16 protein-coding genes and 4 tRNA genes are annotated in these 14,955 nt (G+C 70.8%); 4 read left to right on the top strand and 16 right to left on the bottom strand.

Annotation, left to right across the window (positions count from 1 at the left end):
- Positions 1-102 precede the first annotated feature (102 nt).
- The 10 genes from nusG to ACLQ27_RS09765 form a co-directional block, all read right to left on the bottom strand.
- Positions 103-825: a transcription termination/antitermination protein NusG gene (nusG, locus tag ACLQ27_RS09720; protein WP_234583445.1), complete on the bottom strand. Its 723-nt coding sequence runs from the start codon at positions 823-825 to the stop codon at positions 103-105.
- 39 nt (positions 826-864) lie between these two features.
- On the bottom strand, positions 865-1,257 hold the full coding sequence (gene secE / locus ACLQ27_RS09725) for a preprotein translocase subunit SecE (protein WP_234583446.1): 393 nt from the start codon (positions 1,255-1,257) through the stop codon (positions 865-867).
- Between the two features lie 213 nt (positions 1,258-1,470).
- A tRNA-Trp gene (locus ACLQ27_RS09730) sits at positions 1,471-1,543 on the bottom strand.
- A 129-nt stretch (positions 1,544-1,672) separates the two neighbouring features.
- The gene (locus ACLQ27_RS09735; protein WP_357494506.1) at positions 1,673-2,065 is read right to left on the bottom strand and encodes a MaoC family dehydratase; all 393 of its coding nucleotides are present in this window, start codon (positions 2,063-2,065) and stop codon (positions 1,673-1,675) included.
- A 1-nt stretch (position 2,066) separates the two neighbouring features.
- Positions 2,067-2,513 (bottom strand): MaoC family dehydratase N-terminal domain-containing protein, encoded by a 447-nt coding sequence (locus ACLQ27_RS09740; protein ID WP_007465337.1) that lies wholly within the window; start codon positions 2,511-2,513, stop codon positions 2,067-2,069.
- A gap of 123 nt (positions 2,514-2,636) precedes the next feature.
- Complete coding sequence (gene rpmG, locus ACLQ27_RS09745; RefSeq protein ID WP_007073056.1) at positions 2,637-2,804, bottom strand: 50S ribosomal protein L33; 168 nt, start codon at positions 2,802-2,804, stop codon at positions 2,637-2,639.
- Positions 2,805-2,936: 132 nt separating this feature from the next.
- A tRNA-Met gene (locus ACLQ27_RS09750) sits at positions 2,937-3,009 on the bottom strand.
- Positions 3,010-3,033: 24 nt separating this feature from the next.
- Positions 3,034-3,106 (bottom strand) — tRNA-Thr (locus ACLQ27_RS09755).
- Between the two features lie 92 nt (positions 3,107-3,198).
- Positions 3,199-5,727, bottom strand: a complete 2,529-nt coding sequence (locus ACLQ27_RS09760; RefSeq protein ID WP_357494508.1) for a putative bifunctional diguanylate cyclase/phosphodiesterase — start codon at positions 5,725-5,727, stop codon at positions 3,199-3,201.
- A gap of 51 nt (positions 5,728-5,778) precedes the next feature.
- Positions 5,779-5,922, bottom strand: a complete 144-nt coding sequence (locus ACLQ27_RS09765) for a hypothetical protein (RefSeq protein ID WP_357494510.1) — start codon at positions 5,920-5,922, stop codon at positions 5,779-5,781.
- A 551-nt stretch (positions 5,923-6,473) separates the two neighbouring features.
- On the opposite strand from ACLQ27_RS09765, the gene ACLQ27_RS09770 reads away from it, so the two are divergent.
- On the top strand, positions 6,474-6,809 hold the full coding sequence (locus ACLQ27_RS09770; RefSeq protein ID WP_425866389.1) for a hypothetical protein: 336 nt from the start codon (positions 6,474-6,476) through the stop codon (positions 6,807-6,809).
- 256 nt (positions 6,810-7,065) lie between these two features.
- Here ACLQ27_RS09770 and ACLQ27_RS09775 read toward each other — a convergent pair.
- Positions 7,066-7,149: transfer RNA gene (locus ACLQ27_RS09775), tRNA-Tyr, on the bottom strand.
- Positions 7,150-7,296: 147 nt separating this feature from the next.
- Here ACLQ27_RS09775 and ACLQ27_RS09780 point away from each other — a divergent pair.
- Entirely contained in the window at positions 7,297-7,791 is a 495-nt protein-coding gene (locus tag ACLQ27_RS09780; protein ID WP_234583450.1) for a YajQ family cyclic di-GMP-binding protein, read from the top strand.
- Between the two features lie 54 nt (positions 7,792-7,845).
- Here ACLQ27_RS09780 and ACLQ27_RS09785 read toward each other — a convergent pair whose 3' ends face one another.
- From ACLQ27_RS09785 to ACLQ27_RS09795, 3 genes are all read right to left on the bottom strand, one after another.
- Positions 7,846-8,226, bottom strand: a complete 381-nt coding sequence (locus ACLQ27_RS09785) for a hypothetical protein (protein WP_425866391.1) — start codon at positions 8,224-8,226, stop codon at positions 7,846-7,848.
- Positions 8,227-8,293: 67 nt separating this feature from the next.
- Positions 8,294-8,821, bottom strand: coding sequence for a dihydrofolate reductase family protein (locus ACLQ27_RS09790; RefSeq protein WP_425866393.1), 528 nt, complete (start codon positions 8,819-8,821; stop codon positions 8,294-8,296).
- 83 nt (positions 8,822-8,904) lie between these two features.
- A complete protein-coding gene (locus tag ACLQ27_RS09795) occupies positions 8,905-10,164 on the bottom strand; it encodes an MFS transporter (RefSeq protein WP_357494524.1) in 1,260 nt (419 codons plus the stop codon).
- A gap of 192 nt (positions 10,165-10,356) precedes the next feature.
- On the opposite strand from ACLQ27_RS09795, the gene ACLQ27_RS09800 reads away from it, so the two are divergent.
- On the top strand, positions 10,357-11,199 hold the full coding sequence (locus ACLQ27_RS09800) for a DUF6065 family protein (RefSeq protein WP_425866395.1): 843 nt from the start codon (positions 10,357-10,359) through the stop codon (positions 11,197-11,199).
- Positions 11,199-12,392: a hypothetical protein gene (locus ACLQ27_RS09805; protein WP_357494528.1), complete on the top strand. Its 1,194-nt coding sequence runs from the start codon at positions 11,199-11,201 to the stop codon at positions 12,390-12,392. The genes ACLQ27_RS09800 and ACLQ27_RS09805 overlap by 1 nt, the downstream gene beginning before the upstream one ends.
- A gap of 61 nt (positions 12,393-12,453) precedes the next feature.
- Here ACLQ27_RS09805 and htpX read toward each other — a convergent pair whose 3' ends face one another.
- Both htpX and ACLQ27_RS09815 read right to left on the bottom strand, forming a co-directional pair.
- Entirely contained in the window at positions 12,454-13,329 is an 876-nt protein-coding gene (gene htpX / locus ACLQ27_RS09810) for a zinc metalloprotease HtpX (protein WP_234583469.1), read from the bottom strand.
- A gap of 111 nt (positions 13,330-13,440) precedes the next feature.
- Positions 13,441-14,919, bottom strand: coding sequence for an NADH-quinone oxidoreductase subunit N (locus ACLQ27_RS09815; RefSeq protein WP_425866398.1), 1,479 nt, complete (start codon positions 14,917-14,919; stop codon positions 13,441-13,443).
- Positions 14,920-14,955 lie beyond the last annotated feature (36 nt).

Consider the following 14,955-nt stretch of genomic DNA (forward strand, 5'->3'; position numbering starts at 1 on the left):
TTTACATTTGGCCCGCCGCCCCCCCCCCCACCGCCCGCGGTGGTGGTGGGGGGGGGGTTCCGCCGCGGGCGGGGGGGGGCGGGCCCCGCCGCCCACGACCGGTCAGATCTTGGCGACCTGGTTGAAGTTGAGCTCCACCGGGGTCTCCCGACCGAAGATCGACACCAGCACCTTGAGCTTCTGCTGGTCGGCGTTGATCTCGCTGATCGTGGCCGGCAGCGACGCGAACGCGCCGTCGGTGACGGTGACCGAGTCGCCGACCTCGAAGTCGAGGACCTTGATCTCCGGCTTGGCCTTCTTCTGCTCGGTCTCGACCGCCGGCGCCAGCCACTTCAGCACCTCGTCGAGCGAGAGCGGCGCCGGCCGGTCGGCCCGGTCGGTCGCGCCCACGAAGCCGGTCACGCCCGGGGTGTTGCGGACACACGAGTAGGACTCGGCGGTCAGCTCCATCCGGACGAGGATGTAGCCCGGGAAGACCTTGGCCTGGATCTGCGAACGCTTACCGTTCTTGACCTCGACCTCTTCCCGGGTCGGCACCTCGACCTGGTAGATGAAGTCCTCCATGTCGAGGCTCGTGATCCGGGTCTCGAGGTTGGTCTTCACCTTGTTCTCGTAACCGGCGTACGAGTGCACCACGTACCAGTCACCCGGGGCGTAGCGCAGCTTCTGCCGCAGCTCGGCGACCGGGTCGTACTCCTCGTCCGGCGCAGGCTCGGTGGTGGGGAACTCCGGCTCGCTGGCGGCCTCAACCGACTCGTCACCAGCCGCCGTCGCGACCGTGGACTGCTCGTCCACCGGTCCGGCGGTCTCGTCGTACTCAGGCACGCTCGCTCACTTCCGTCACTATCGGCTGGAGACAGCCGGTCAGTCCGAGTTGCCGAAGACGAACAACACGACCTTGGCGAAGCCGTAGTCCAGCACGCCCACGATCGTCAGCATCACCGCGACGAACGTGACCACCACGGCGGTGTACGTCAGCAACTCCTTGCGGGTCGGCCAGATGACCTTACGCAGTTCGGCAACGACCTCGCGGAAAAACCGGGCGATGCGGCCGAACACGCCCACCCGACCGGTTTCCGACCTCGTGGTCGGCCGGCTGTCCGCCGATTCCGCCCGGGCGCGGGACCGCGTCGCGGTGCCTCCCCGGGAAACCGGCTCGTCCGCGCCGGAGGCGTCGTCGTCGGCTACGTCGTCGACGATCTCGTCGTCGAGACGATCGTCGCCGGCGTCCTCGCCGCGCCGCTTGTTGTCGGCCACTTCGCCCTCCGTCGCGGAATCTCGGGTCGCACGCCGGGCGGCGTACGCGGCGCTGGTCACGCCGGCCGGGCCAAACCGTCCCGCGACGGGCCGCGGCCGGTGGATCAACCGGGGGTCCCGAATGCCTCGGAACCACCCCGCCGATGCCACCACCACGGGCCGGACGCCGCCTTGTCGGCGGCGCGACCCACGGGAACGGTCAGGCCTGAGGCGCAGGGGTGACAGGACTTGAACCTGCAGCCTGCGGTTTTGGAGACCGCTGCTCTGCCAATTGAGCTACACCCCTGTGCGGCAACACTCACCCCACGCGGTCACAGACGACCGTGCAGGGGTCACTTGCCCCACGGCGGACCAGTGTACGGGTAGGCACCCGACTTTCCCAACCGGTCTCCCCGCCACGCGTGGCGGACCCGGTTCAGCGTGCAATCCGGATGGTCGCCCGGGCCTGCGAGAGCACCTTGTCCCCCAGACAGGTCGCGGTCACATCGAGCCGGGTGAGGCCGTCCTCGGTCACCTCACGGACCCGCGCGGTCACCTCGATCTCGGTCCCCTGGTCGTCGTCGGGGACCGCCACCGGCCGGGTGAACCGAACCCCGTACTCGACCACCGCGTCGGGCGCCCCGGCCCACTCGGCGACCGCCCGGCCGACCAGGGCCATCGTGAACATGCCGTGCGCGATCACCCCGGGCAGCCCCACCTTCGTGGCGACCCGGTCGCTCCAGTGGATGGGGTTGAAGTCACCCGAGGCGCCGGCGTAGCGGACCAGGTCCGCCCGGGTCACCCGGAACGTCTTGGCTGGCAGTTCCATCTCAGCCCTCCCCGCGGATGACGTACCGGGCCCAGACGGCGACCACCGGTTCCCCGGCGACAGTGCTCACGTCGGTGCGGGTGGTCAGGAAGCCGTGCCCGCCCCGGTTGCTGACGTCCTCGATGGTGTTGGTGCAGACCAGCTCGTCGCCCGCGACCACCGGCCGGGTGTACGCGAACCGCTGGTCGCCGTGCACCAGCCGGCTGTAGTCCACACCCAGGGCCGGGTCCTCGATGATCTGACGGCTCGCCGCCATGGTGACGATCACCGGGAAGGTAGGCGGGGCGACCACGTCCGGGTGGCCCAGCGCCTGCGCCGCCACCGGGTCGTGGTGGGCCGCGTCGGTGGCGCCGATGGCCGTGGCGAACTCACGGATCTTTTCTCGGCCCACCTGGTAGGGGGCGGTCGGCGGATACGTCCGGCCGACGAAGGAAGGGTCCAGAGACATGCCGCGAACCTACACGGAAAGCACAATCGCCGATCTGGTCGGCAGGCGGCGGCTGAGCCGCGCCGTACCGGTCAGATCGGCGATTGAGGGCCTCGTCAACGGCCGGCGTGTGCCGGCCGGAGATCAGCGGGTCTCGCGGTGAACCGTGTGCCGGCCGTCGCGCGGGCAGAACTTCTTCAGCTCGATGCGGTCGGGGTCGTTCCGGCGGTTCTTGCGCGTGATGTAGTTGCGCTCCTTGCACTCCACACACGCCAAAGTGATCTTCGGCCGGACATCGGTAGCCTTCGCCACGGCGGAGTGCCTTCCTCGCTAACGGAAACAACTACGACGCGTCAGCCTAGACGCTGACTGCGCGGACATGCAAAGTGGGCGCCAGTGGCGCCCATCTCAACGACCACCGGGAACGAGCCCGGAAGACGAGAGTAGCGGTGGCCGGACTTGAACCGGCGACACAGCGATTATGAGCCGCTTGCTCTGCCATCTGAGCTACACCGCCGCGGTGGGTCCAGCTGAACCCTCGAGCCCCCTTACGGAATCGAACCGTAGACCTTCTCCTTACCATGGAGACGCTCTGCCGACTGAGCTAAGGGGGCCTGCGCGATCTCCCCGTGGGGCGCGCAGAAGTAGAATACACGGCACCGGTCGGCAGGTGAAATCGGATCCCCAGCGCCCGTGAATGCCCAGCTCAGGGCACCACGCGCAGGCGTGGAAGCTCCCCGCCGGAGATCGTCTCCGGGTCCGCCTGAGCACCGAACCAGGCGGCCAGTCGCTCGTACGGCAGCGGTCGACTGAACAGGAAGCCCTGGCCGATCTCGCACCCGATGTCCTGAAGGAGCTCCAGGGTCAGCTCGCTCTCCACACCCTCGGCGACCACCGCCAGGCCGAACTGCTGGGAGAGCGTCACCACCGCGTTCACGATCGCCAGGTCCCCGGGGTCGGTCGCCATGCCCTGCACGAAGGACCGGTCCACCTTCACCTCGTGCACCGGCAGCCGGCGCAGGTGGGCGAGCGAGGAGTCACCGGTGCCGAAGTCGTCCACCGACAGCCGGACGCCGAGATCGCGAAGCCGGCGCAGCGTCGGGATCGGCCGGTCCGTGCCGTCCAGGACCCCCGACTCGGTGATCTCCAGGGTGAGGCGCTGCGCCGGCACCCCGTACTCGGTCAGCAGCTCGTGCACCCGGTCCGGGAAGTGCTGGTCGGTGAGCGTGCGGGCGGCGAGGTTCACCGCGATGGGCAGCGGCTGGTTGGCCTCGGCCCAGTCCCGGCTGCGCCGCAGACCCTCGCGGAGCACCACCTCGGTGAGCCGACTCAACTGGCCGGTGTGCGCGGCAACCGCCACGAAGTCCTCGGGAGCTACGGTGCCGTGCGTCGGGTGCTCCCACCGGGCCAGGCACTCGACGCCGACCAGACGTCGGTCCCGCAGGGTCACCTTGGGCTGGAAGTAGACCTCCAGCTCGTTCTGGTCCAACGCCTGACGCAGGTCACCGGCGAGACCCAGCCGGCGCAACGACCGGGATTCCAGGCCCGGGTTGAACAACTGCACGCTGCCCGGCATCGACTTGGCGGCGTTCGCCGCCAGATCGACACGGAGCAGCAGGGTCGCGGCATCGCTGCCATGATCCGGGTGTACGGCGACCCCGACGGCCGTGTTCACGTCGAGGGTGAGCGCGTCGAAGACCATCTCGTCGCGGATCTGGTCGCGCAGTTGACCGGCCAGCTCCAGTGCCGCGTCGGCGTTCTCCAGACGCAGGGTCACCAGGAACTCGTCCCCACCGACGCGACCCACCAGGGCCGACGACGGGGCACTGGCCCGCAACCGGTTGGCGACCTCGACGAGGACCTTGTCCCCCGCCGCGTGGCCGAGGGACTCGTTGACCTGGCGCAGCCCGTCCACGTCGAAGAGCAGCAGTGCCACCACCTCGCCGGGCAGGCGGATCTTGAACGACTCGTCCAGCGCCCCGATGATCCGCCGCCGGTTGGGCAGACGCGTCAGGGTGTCGTGGTACGCGTCGTGCCGCAGCCGGTCGACCAGGCGGGAATTCTCCAGGGCGACCGCGGCCTGCGCACCCACCGTCTCGAAGAGGGGTATGTCGTTACGGACGAAGTAGTTGCTGTCGCCGAGACGATTGGCGACCTCCAGCGTGCCGATCACCGCCTGACCCGAACGGAGCGGGATCACGATCGCATCCTTGACCCGCTCCGCCGACAGGTCGGCACGAAGCTCGGCGTCGGTCGTCACGCCACGGCCGACAGCGACGGTACGGCCCTTGTCCCGGGCCCGTTGCCGCAGAGCCGCCGGGGTCCTGGCGACATCGAGCAGACCCGGCTGGTCGTTACGGGCCGTCAAGAGCACCTCTGGGTGGCGCCCCTGCTCGGGAAGCCAGAGCGTGGCGTACTCGGCCTGCATCAGCGCTCGTACGCGGCCGAGGAGCGCGTCCACCAGAGTGCCGTCCTGGCCGCTCCCGGCCACCGCCCGGCTCAACTCGTACATGTCGGTGAGAGTGCGGTGCTGCCGGAAGAACTGCGCGTACGAGCGGTAGACGAGGGCCAACGCGGCGACCAGCGCGGCCAACAGCAGAAGGGACCACCACGTCGTCTCGATCAGGATCAGGACGACAATTCCGCTGGCGATGTTGATGGCCGCCGCCAGCAGGGCCGGCGGATACGTGCGGAATGCCTCGCGGCCGGCCTGCCACCCCTGCAACAGGCTGTGCACGCCGGCCACCGAGATGATGCTCACCAGGTTGACCATGCTGGCGGCCGCGAAGAGCGACAGCCAGGCACCCGGGCCCACTCCCTGCACCGGCGGAAGCGCCTGGAGGACGAGGACGGCCAGCGAGGATCCCGCGGCGGCCCGGGCCACGTTGAACCAGAACTTGGTGGCGCCGAAGCGGTGCCGGAGGTGAGTGATGACGGCAGCGAGGGTGTAGATGGTGACGACCGTGAGCGGCCGCACCAGATAGAAGGCGAGAACCAGCGGGATCTCGGTGAGGGTCACGCCGACGGACTGGCGCCGAACCGTGAAGTTCAGGACCGGCAGCCCGGCGGCCACCATCGCGAGCAGGAGAGCCGACGCCAACGGCCAGTCCCCGAAGGGCTCCGGGGCGACCAGCCCAACGATCGTCGAACAGACGACGGCAAGGAACGCCATCGGCCCGGTGATCAACCAGGCGTGCTCCGTCGAGCGGAACCCAGCGCGGCCTCGACCCGCCATGCCCCACCCCCTCACGAGCCCCGCCGGATCACATCATCGGGTTTCGCTTGGTCAGCGGAAGGCGGGCATGTTCCAGATGACGTCCATGGTCTGCGCGTTCCCGTTGCCGAGAACGTCGCCTACGAAGACGCCACCAGCGATAGCGGCGAGGACAAAAAATGAGCCAAGCAGCCGGCCCAGCGTTCGACCAGACATGGTTGCTCCTGTCGGGGAAGCGTCACAGGGATGGTGGAGGTTCCACGATCGTGCCACACGCTCAGTACCCAGAAAAGCGGTGCGGGCCCGCCCCGCCCAGGCGGTGACAACATCGCACCGTTCGGGCACTCAGCCTCGATACGACGCGCCAGATCAGGACCTCTCCCTGCGCTATCGGCAGTTCGCCCAGCGCCTGATGCGACCTTCAGCACAATTCGCCCGGAGGCACACGAGGCCCCCAGGCGACGGCGCAGGTCACTCGCCGTGACCGTCCATGACGGACCGCCATCATCAACCCTCGCCGGCGCGGACATCGACCACCATACCCGGTCTCGATACCTACACAAGGGCCGCACAGACGCAAGGCCGCACGCCCACGAGGACGCGACAGGAACGTCGACGAGCCGGGGGCAGCCCCTGGGTCGCCCGCCGTCAGTCAATGTCGCTGCCGCCGGGACGGCACGTCGGGGCCCGGCCCCAGGCCCACGGCCGCCCAGGCCGGGACGTCAGGGCTTTCAAAGAGGTACGGCAGCACAGGAAGGGAGCAGGACGTGGCGCCAGATCGCCACAACCGTTTCGGTGACGCGGCAGCCACCCGGGGCCACTTCATCTCGACGTACGCGTGGCTGTGCGCGTACCAGGTGGTGGGGTTCTTGGTTTCTGGCCTCGGGGACCGGGCGGCCGGTGGCCGGGTCGAAGGGCTCCCCCGCGTTGAGGTAGTCATCGTGCGGTCGCCGTCGTCCGGACTGGTTGGCCCCGGCGCCGTGCTTATCGAGCACCGGAGCACGTCCGGACGAGACGACGTGATCGCTCGCCCCAGCGAGGAGGCGGTACCGCTGTTCTGGCGATTCATGATCGAAAAGTTCGGCGTTGCGCCGACGCGGTGAGACAGCCTGCCGTCGTCGGATGATCCCGAGGACCCGGGCCAACCGGGGCCCCTTCCCGCTCGCGACAACTGCGGCTTTCTCGTCAGCCGGCGAGCACCAGAACGCATCGTCGCCGCCGCAAAAGAGCCGTCAGCGGCAAGATCGACCTGCCCACCATCTGTCCGCCCACAATCAGTCGTCAACGGCCGGACCCGGCCAGATCAACGACAACGGCCCCCGATCAGCATCTCTGCTGGTCAGGGGCCGTGTCTGCACCTGGTGGCGGGTAGAGGATTCGAACCTCTGTAGCTTTCGCGACGGATTTACAGTCCGCTCCCATTGGCCGCTCGGGCAACCCGCCAGGGCACCCCACCGCGTCGTAACGCGGCGGCGGAAGCAAGGATAGCGGCTCACCCCGGGACCGACGCAACCGGGTACGGTCAGAGGGTCGTGCCGCTGGTCGGCGGCCGACGGCACGCCCGGACCGCCCGACAGCAGGAGCAGAAGCATGCCAGCGAACCCGTCATTCGACATCGTGAGCAAGGTCGACCGCCAGGAGGTCGACAACGCCCTTCGTCAGGCGGAGAAGGAGCTCTCGACGCGGTTCGACTTCCGCGGCACGGGCGCGGAGATCTCCTGGTCGGGCGAGGAGGCGATCGGCCTCCAGGCGGAGACCGAGGAGCGCGTCCTCGCCGCGCTGGACGTCTTCAAGGAGAAGCTGGTCAAGCGGAACATCTCGCTGAAGTCGCTGGACGCCGGCGAGGCACGCCCGTCCGGCAAGGTGTTCAAGATCGACTGCAAGGTGATCCAGGGCATCGAGACGGACAAGGCCAAGGCGATCAGCAAGAAGATCCGCGACGAGGGCCCCAAGGGCGTTCAGGCGCAGATCCAGGGCGATCAGCTGCGCGTGACCGGCAAGAAGCGGGACGACCTCCAGGCGGTCATCTCGCTGCTCAAGGGCGAGGACTTCGGCGTCGCTCTCCAGTTCACCAACTACCGGTAAGGGGAAGCGGCCGGGCGGGCCACGTTCCGTCGGCCTGCCCTGCACCCTCGCTGATCAGGCTGAGCCGGCAGTGAGTCCCTCGACGACGAGAGCCTGGACACCACGGAGCACGGCCGCCTCCTGCTCGTGCCCCACGCTGGCGGCGACAGCGGCCCAGTGCGCGGCGCACTCGGCGGCCAGCGCCCAGTCTCCGCAGGACAGGTGGGCGACGATCTCTTCGTCGTCCGGGGGCCAGTCGCCGGAGCCGGCGACGTCGGGCACCCAGTGGGCGATCTGGTCCCATCCTGCTCTGCGGATCGCGCTCGCCGCTGAGACGGTCTGGCGAGGATCGCCGTTCTCGGCCGCGACGCTGATCTCGCTGTCGAGCGCTCCGTCCAGGTGGCGCCACTGACGCGTGGTCATGCGCAGGCTGACCACCTTCTCCGGCTGGTCCATTCAGCCATCATCGTCGAACTCGGTCCGCGTCGGGCTCCCCGCTCGCCGCTGCGGCGGCAGCCCAGCGTCAGCGGACGACGGTGTACCAGTGCGCGGTCTCGCCCGGGATCGGCGCCAGCCGCACCCGCTCGCCGCCCGGGTCGTCGAACATGTGCACCCCGTCGCCGAGCAGCACCGGTGCGAAGAAGATCAGGATCTCGTCGAGCAGGCCGGCCCGGAGGCACTGCTTGGCGACGTCCGCGCCGAGGACGTTGACGTACTTGTCGCCGGCGGCGTCCTTGGCCCGGGCGACGGCGCTGTGCAGGTCGCCGACGAACGTGATGTCTGCGGGTGGGTCGGCGGGCGGTTGGTGGGTCAGGACGACCACGGGTCCGTGGTACCGGCCGCCGAACGCGCCCTCGCTGTCGGTGCCACGGTTCGGGTCGTCGCCGCCGAAGGTGCGGTTGCCGGCCAGGATGGCGCCGACGTTGGCCAGGACGCGGTCCGCCGTCGGGTTGTCGATCGTGAGGTGCTCGGTCAGCCAGGACATGTCGCCGCCGGGGCCGGCGATGTAGCCGTCGAGCGACGCGGTCGCGGAGTAGAGCAGCTTGGCCATTGTTCCCCCTGTCGAAGGTCGGTCTGGGACACATCCGACCTTGGCAGAAGGCACCGACAACCGCCGGAACCGCGGGAGAGGGGTCAGACCGGGACGGGGTCTTCGGCGCGTACCGCCGAGGCTTCTGCCCGGGCGATGGGCCCGGCGGGCAGCGCGGCGACCGCGGCCCCGACGGCCACCGCCACCCCGGCGAAGACGAAGGCCCACGGCACGCCCCCGGCGTAGTCCACGATCAGGCCGGCCACCGCGCCGCCGGCGGCGCTCGCCCCCACGGCAACCGTGACGACCCAGGTGTACGCCTCGTTCAGCATGCCGGCCGGGGCGATCCGGCCGACCAGCGTGTTCTCCAGAGTCAGTGCCGGCGCGATGGTGGCCCCACCGACGACCAGGGCCACGCCCAGCGCGAGCGGCGTGGGCATCACCGCGAACACCACGAAGGTGCCGGCCAGCGCGGCGAGCAGCAGGGCGAACTGGCGGGTCATGTTCGGCGCCGGCCGACGGACGCCGAACCAGAAGCCGCCGATCGCGCTGCCGACCCCCCAGACCGCCAGCAGCAGCCCGGCCAGACTTTCCGGGTCGTCGGTGGTGGCGTTGCCGGCGTACGCCGGAACGATCACACCGGCGGCGCCGAAGGCGATGCCCAGCCCGGCCACGCAGACAAGCAGGGCCGGAAAGCCGCCGACCCGCAGCGGACCGAGCCCACGGGCGTGGTGTTCGCGCGGGTGCGGACGCCACCCGCGCATCACGCGACCGAGGGCGACGGCGGTGGTGCCCACCAGGGTGACGACCGCTGCCCCGATCAGCGCGGCGGCCGCGTCGGCGACCAGCACGAAGCCGGCAACGAGCAGCGGGCCGAGCACGAACACGATCTCGAACAGTGAGGTCTCTGCGGCCAGGGCGGTGTTGCGCAGGGCGTACCGGCCGGAGGCGGGGCTCGTCAGTTCATTCCAGGCGCCGCGGATGGCGGCGGTGAGCGGCGGGTACGTCGCACCGGCGACGCCGGCCGTCAGGTAGATGGCGGCGAGGGCGTCGTCGCCCAGGCGGCTGGCCAGCAGCAGACCGATGAGCGCCAGCGGGTGGGCCACGGCGGTGACGAGCAGCACCGGGCTCGGGCCGACCCGGTCGGCGATCCGCCCGGCCACCGGGCTGAGCGCGGCGCCGGCGACGGCGTAGATGCCGCCGGCGACGGCGGCCAGCGCGTACCGGCCGGTCATCTGCTCGACCACCAGCAGCAGCGCCAGTGGCGTCATACCGATGCCGAGTCGCCCGATGATGCCGGTGACCAGCAGGATCGGCGCACCGGGGATCCGCCAGACACCCAGGTACTGGCGCAGTGCGGCCACGGGGGTACACCTCCGCTGGGACAGGTAACGGGTAGAAGCCCTGTCGACCCTAACTCCCGAGCTCAGGCCATGGATGGTCGATCCGCTCACACCAGCGCGGAGGTCGGGACTGACCGAGCGGTCACAAAGGGGGTAGGTTGCTGATCGAATTGGGTCCATACGCCGGCACCGCACGATGAGGCAGGAGGTCCGATGTCGGGGACTACCACCGCACCTCTGCGAGTCGAAATCTATTCCCTGTATGGCGACGCCAGACCCAGTGAAGCCGCCTCGCCCAGCCTGCGCGGCTCCCTGCCCGCCCGGGCCGTCCAACAGTGCCCGCCGGTCGCCGCCGCCTCGGGACTCGGCTGGTACGTCTACCCGCCAGCCGACTTCGCGCTGCGTTGGGACGGGCAGGACACCGAGTGGACCCTGCTGACGGAGAACGAGCCGGCCCAGTGGCGTTCGCTCGCCGGCGGTTACGACGGGAAGCTGCCCGACGCGGCCGACCAGTTGCAGGCGGCGCCGGAGCAGTTCCGCGGCGACCTGGACATCTTCGACAGGTATGGCGCCAGCATCCCGTTCCTCGACGCCGACCCGCGCGCCGCCAACACAGTGGAGCTGGTCACCGGCGTGGTCGCGCGTACCTCCCCGGGCTGGTGCCTCATGGCCCGGGGCACGCCGAACTGGCCCGCCCAGCGCGGCCTCCAGCTGTACGAGGGCGTAGTGGAGACCGACTGGTACACCTCGTTGCTGCCCACCATCCTGCGACTCACCGAGGCGGGGCAGGTGGTGCGCTTCTACCGGAACATCCCTCTCATGTGCCTGCAACCTGTGCACCGTTCGACGCTGGAGGCCTTCCGCAACGCCGAACTCGTCACGGGGGAAGGGCTGCCGGCGTGGCCGGAGGACGTCTGGTCGGACTTCGTGGCGCTGCGCCGCCGCCGCCAGGACCCGGAGATCCGCAGCAGCTACCGCCGGGAACAGTCCCGCCGGGTCCGGGAGAACGCCAACTATCAGCCGATCGGGGTAACGGAAGCGGACCAGCCAACCTGATGCCCACAACCGACGAGCAGCTCACGCCGCCCCCCGGTTACCGGGCACTGTTCCGGCATCCGGTCGCCTCGCGACTGGTCATCGCCCGGGGCATCTCGGAGCTGGGGGACTTCATAGGCTTGGCCGCACTGCTGCTGCTCGCCTACGACCAGACGAACTCCGTCCTCGGGCCAGCCGCGGTCTACGCCGCCCGCACCCTGCCCGCCCTGCTGGTCGCCACTGTCTTCAGCGGCTGGCTGGACGTTCCGGCCCGGCGTACCCTCCTGGTCTGGCTGTCAGTCGCCGGCGCGGCGCTGATCGCCGTGCCCGCGGTGGTCCCCCAGCCGGTCCCGGCAATCGTGGCGGCCGGCCTGCTCGGTGCCGTACGGGCCGCGTACGCGAGTGTCAACGTGGCCGTCGCCGCCGAGGCGGTGGACGCTCCGCTGCGGCTGCCGTTGTTCGGCCTCAGCGCCTTCGCCAACCAGTCGGGCCAGGTGGTCGGCCTGCTCGCGGGCGCAAGCCTGACCGTGGCCCTCGGATCCCGGGTGGCGCTCCTGGTCGACCTCGCCTCGTTCCTGATCGCCGCGGTCGTCCTGGCCGGACTGCCGAAGCGCCCCCACCGGGTACGCGGCAGGCGTCCACCGGCGACGGCGGGCATCCGGATCATCGCCGGCCATCCCGTGCTGCGGGGCGTCGCCCTGCTCACCCTGGCCACGGTGCTGTCCGGCGCGCTGCCGGAGACCCTCGCTCCCGACCTGGCCGCCGGGGCGTGGCGTCCCGCAGTGCTGGCGGCGTCGGCGCTGGGCGGGGCGGTCTTCGTCCTGGTGGTGGGCCGGTCCGGCTGGCTGGGTCGGCTGGCCGGCCAGGTGGCGGTCGCCGCGATGCTGGCCGGCGCGCTGCTGCTGACCGGTGTGCTGGTAGCCGTCGACGCGCCGCTGTGGGCGCTGACCGTGGGCAACGCGTTGATCGGCGCGGGCGGCGGCTGGTTGATCGGGGCGCAGGCCACGTTCGCCCGGATGGCCCCTCCGGAACGGATGGGGCAGGTCGAGGCGACGATCGTCGCGGCGAACATCGTCACCTCGGGGATCGGCATCTTCCTGCTGGGGAGCGTGGCCGCCGTGCTCTCGCCCGCCGCGTCGTACCTCACCGCGGGCGTGGTCCTGCTCGCCGTCGTGCTGCTGACCCGTCCGGACCGGCTGCCCGCACCGGAGTGACCCGGAGACGACTCCACCCGCGTCCGTGCGGGGACGCGGGTGGAGTACGGCGTGCGGCGGGTCAGCGCTGGAACTGCACGGGCCCCGAGTTGGCGGCCATCCGCTCCAGGCGGGCGACCCGGTCCTCCATCTTGGGGTGGGTGGAGAAGAGGGCGGCCACCGCGCCACCGGCGAACGGGTTGGCGATCATCAGGTGGGCGGTGCTGGTGAGCGTGCCCTGGGCGGGCAGCGGGCGTCGCCGGGCCACCGCGTCGATCTTGCGCAGGGCGCTGGCCAGGGCCAGCGGGTCCCGGCTCAGCTCGGCGCCCGACTGGTCGGCCTGGAACTCACGGCTGCGGCTGATCGCCAGCTGGATCACGGTGGCCGCGATCGGGCCGAGGATCAGGGTCAGCAGCAGGACGGCCGGGTTGGGCGAGTCCTCGTCGTCCCCACCGCCCAGCGGGATGAACCAGGCGATGTTGGCCAGGAAGGTGATGATGCCGGCCAGACCGGCGGCCACGCTGGAGATCAGGATGTCCCGGTTGTAGACGTGGGACAGCTCGTGCCCGATCACACCCCGAAGCTCCCGGTAATCCAGGATCTCGGTGATGCCCTGGGTCACGCAGACCGCCGCGTGCTGCGGGTTACGCCCGGTGGCGAACGCGTTGGGCTGGGCGGTCGGGCTGACGTACAGGCGCGGCATGGGCTGCCGGGCCTCGGTCGCCAGTTCGCGCACCATCCGGTACAGCTCGGGGAACTGCGCCTCGCTGACCGGTTGCGCCCGCATCGAGCGCAGCGCGAGCTTGTCGGAGTAGAAGTAGGAAATGCCGTTCATGACCAGTGAGATGAGGACGGCGATGACCAGGCCGCCACTGCCGCCGAACCAGTAGCCCACCGCGAGGATCAGGGCGGTGAGCAGACCGAGCAGCGCGGCGGTCTTCAGACGGTTGTGGTGCACGATCTCTCCTTCGGTGCACGGATCGCCGGGATCCGCTGACCGGTTCAACAACCCGGTACCCGCCAACCATCCGTCTCAACGCTGAGAATTGACTGAGACTGGAGTCGCAGGTCAGCGGGCGGCGAGATCCAGAACCAGCTGCGGGGCGAAGCCGAGCACCACGGCGGCCACCGTGGCCACCGCCAGCACCGCCGCCACCACACCCCCCAGCGGCACGGCCGGCGCCGCGCCACGCGACGTCGCCGTCGGCGCCCACAGCGCGGCCGTGACCCGCAGGTAGTACGCCAGGCCGATCACCGCGTTCAGCGCCACCACCAGCGCCAGCCAGGCCGCGCCGCCGTCCAGCAGCGACCGGACCACTGTCACCTTCGCGAACAGCCCGGCCAGGCCCGGCGGCAACCCGGCCAGACCCACCAGCGCGAGACCGAGCGCCGCGCCTCGCCACGGGTGCCGGCGGGCCGCCCCGCGCAGGTCGTCAAGGGTGCCGCCGTCCGCACCCACCGGGCGGAGCGCGGTCACCCCGGCGAACGCGGCCAACTCCAACACCACGAAGAAGACGGTGTACGCCACGGCGGCGGCGTACGCGGCGGACCGCGCCTCGCCCGTGCGGCCGGCGGCCAGCGCCAACGCGCCCAGCGGGGCCAGGATGTAACCGGCCTGCGCCACCGAGGACCAGGCGAGCAGCCGGACGGTACGCCGCTGACGCAGCGCCACGAGGTTGCCGACGGTCATCGTGAGCACGGCCAGCAGGGCGAGCACCGGGCCGGTCTGGTCGGCCGGCAGCGCCCGCTGCACCACGGCCAGCAACGCGACGAGGCCACCCAGCTTCGACGCCGTCGACAGGTACGCGGCCACCGGCAGCGGGGCGCCGTCGTAGGTGGCCGGCGCCCAGGCGTGGAACGGCACCGCCGCCACCTTGAAGGCCAGCCCGAGCAGCAGCAGCGCCCCGGCGGCGGTGGTCAGCGGCAGGTCGCGCAGCTCCGCCCGCTCGGCCAGCAGAGCACCGAGCCGATCGAGGTGCAGCGAACCGGTCACCGCGTACAGCAGCGCCGCGCCGAGCAGGGTGACACTGGTGGCCACCACGCTCACGACGAAGAACGTCACCGCAGCCTCGGCGCTGGCCAGGCTGCCCCGGCGCAGGCCGACCAGCACGTACAGCGGCAGGGTCAGCGTCTCCAGGGCCACGATCAGGGTGATCAGATCGCCGGCCGCGCCGAGCACCACACCGCCGGTCATCGAGCAGGCGAGCAGGAAGGCGTACTCCCCCACCGGCGACCGCCCGGCCCGCAGCGCCGGCACCGACAGCCCGAGCACACCCAGGGTGAGCAGCGCCACCACGGCGGCGACCACTGCCGCCCGCCCGCCGAAGACCCAGGAGCAGTCGCCGCCGACGCAGAAGGTGCGCCGCTCGCCGCCCGCCCCGACCACCGCGGCGCCGACCGCGGTGCCGAGCGCGCCGAGCGCGGCCACCGCGACAGTGGCCCGGGGTCGCGCCACCACAAGATCAATGATCAGCACGAGTACGGCGGTGCCGGCCGCCAGGTACGCCGGCAGCAACGCCACGCTGTCCACGCTCTGCACGGCGCTCATCAGGGCCTGCCTTCGTTCGCGTCCACCCGCTGCGCC

Origin of the sequence: Micromonospora sp. DT63 (genome assembly GCF_049841615.1) — a bacterium.
Lineage (GTDB): Bacteria > Actinomycetota > Actinomycetes > Mycobacteriales > Micromonosporaceae > Micromonospora.

Bases quoted from the DNA above. Each gene is read 5' to 3' on its own strand.
- ACLQ27_RS09735 (WP_357494506.1), bottom strand. From the start codon at position 2,065: ATGGAACTGCCAGCCAAGACGTTCCGGGTGACCCGGGCGGACCTGGTC.
- ACLQ27_RS09740 (WP_007465337.1), bottom strand. From the start codon at position 2,513: ATGTCTCTGGACCCTTCCTTCGTCGGCCGGACGTATCCGCCGACCGCC.
- ACLQ27_RS09760 (WP_357494508.1), bottom strand. From the start codon at position 5,727: ATGGCGGGTCGAGGCCGCGCTGGGTTCCGCTCGACGGAGCACGCCTGG.
- ACLQ27_RS09765 (WP_357494510.1), bottom strand. From the start codon at position 5,922: ATGTCTGGTCGAACGCTGGGCCGGCTGCTTGGCTCATTTTTTGTCCTC.
- ACLQ27_RS09780 (WP_234583450.1), top strand. From the start codon at position 7,297: ATGCCAGCGAACCCGTCATTCGACATCGTGAGCAAGGTCGACCGCCAG.
- ACLQ27_RS09785 (WP_425866391.1), bottom strand. From the start codon at position 8,226: ATGGACCAGCCGGAGAAGGTGGTCAGCCTGCGCATGACCACGCGTCAG.
- ACLQ27_RS09790 (WP_425866393.1), bottom strand. From the start codon at position 8,821: ATGGCCAAGCTGCTCTACTCCGCGACCGCGTCGCTCGACGGCTACATC.
- ACLQ27_RS09800 (WP_425866395.1), top strand. From the start codon at position 10,357: ATGTCGGGGACTACCACCGCACCTCTGCGAGTCGAAATCTATTCCCTG.
- ACLQ27_RS09805 (WP_357494528.1), top strand. From the start codon at position 11,199: ATGCCCACAACCGACGAGCAGCTCACGCCGCCCCCCGGTTACCGGGCA.
- ACLQ27_RS09815 (WP_425866398.1), bottom strand. From the start codon at position 14,919: ATGAGCGCCGTGCAGAGCGTGGACAGCGTGGCGTTGCTGCCGGCGTAC.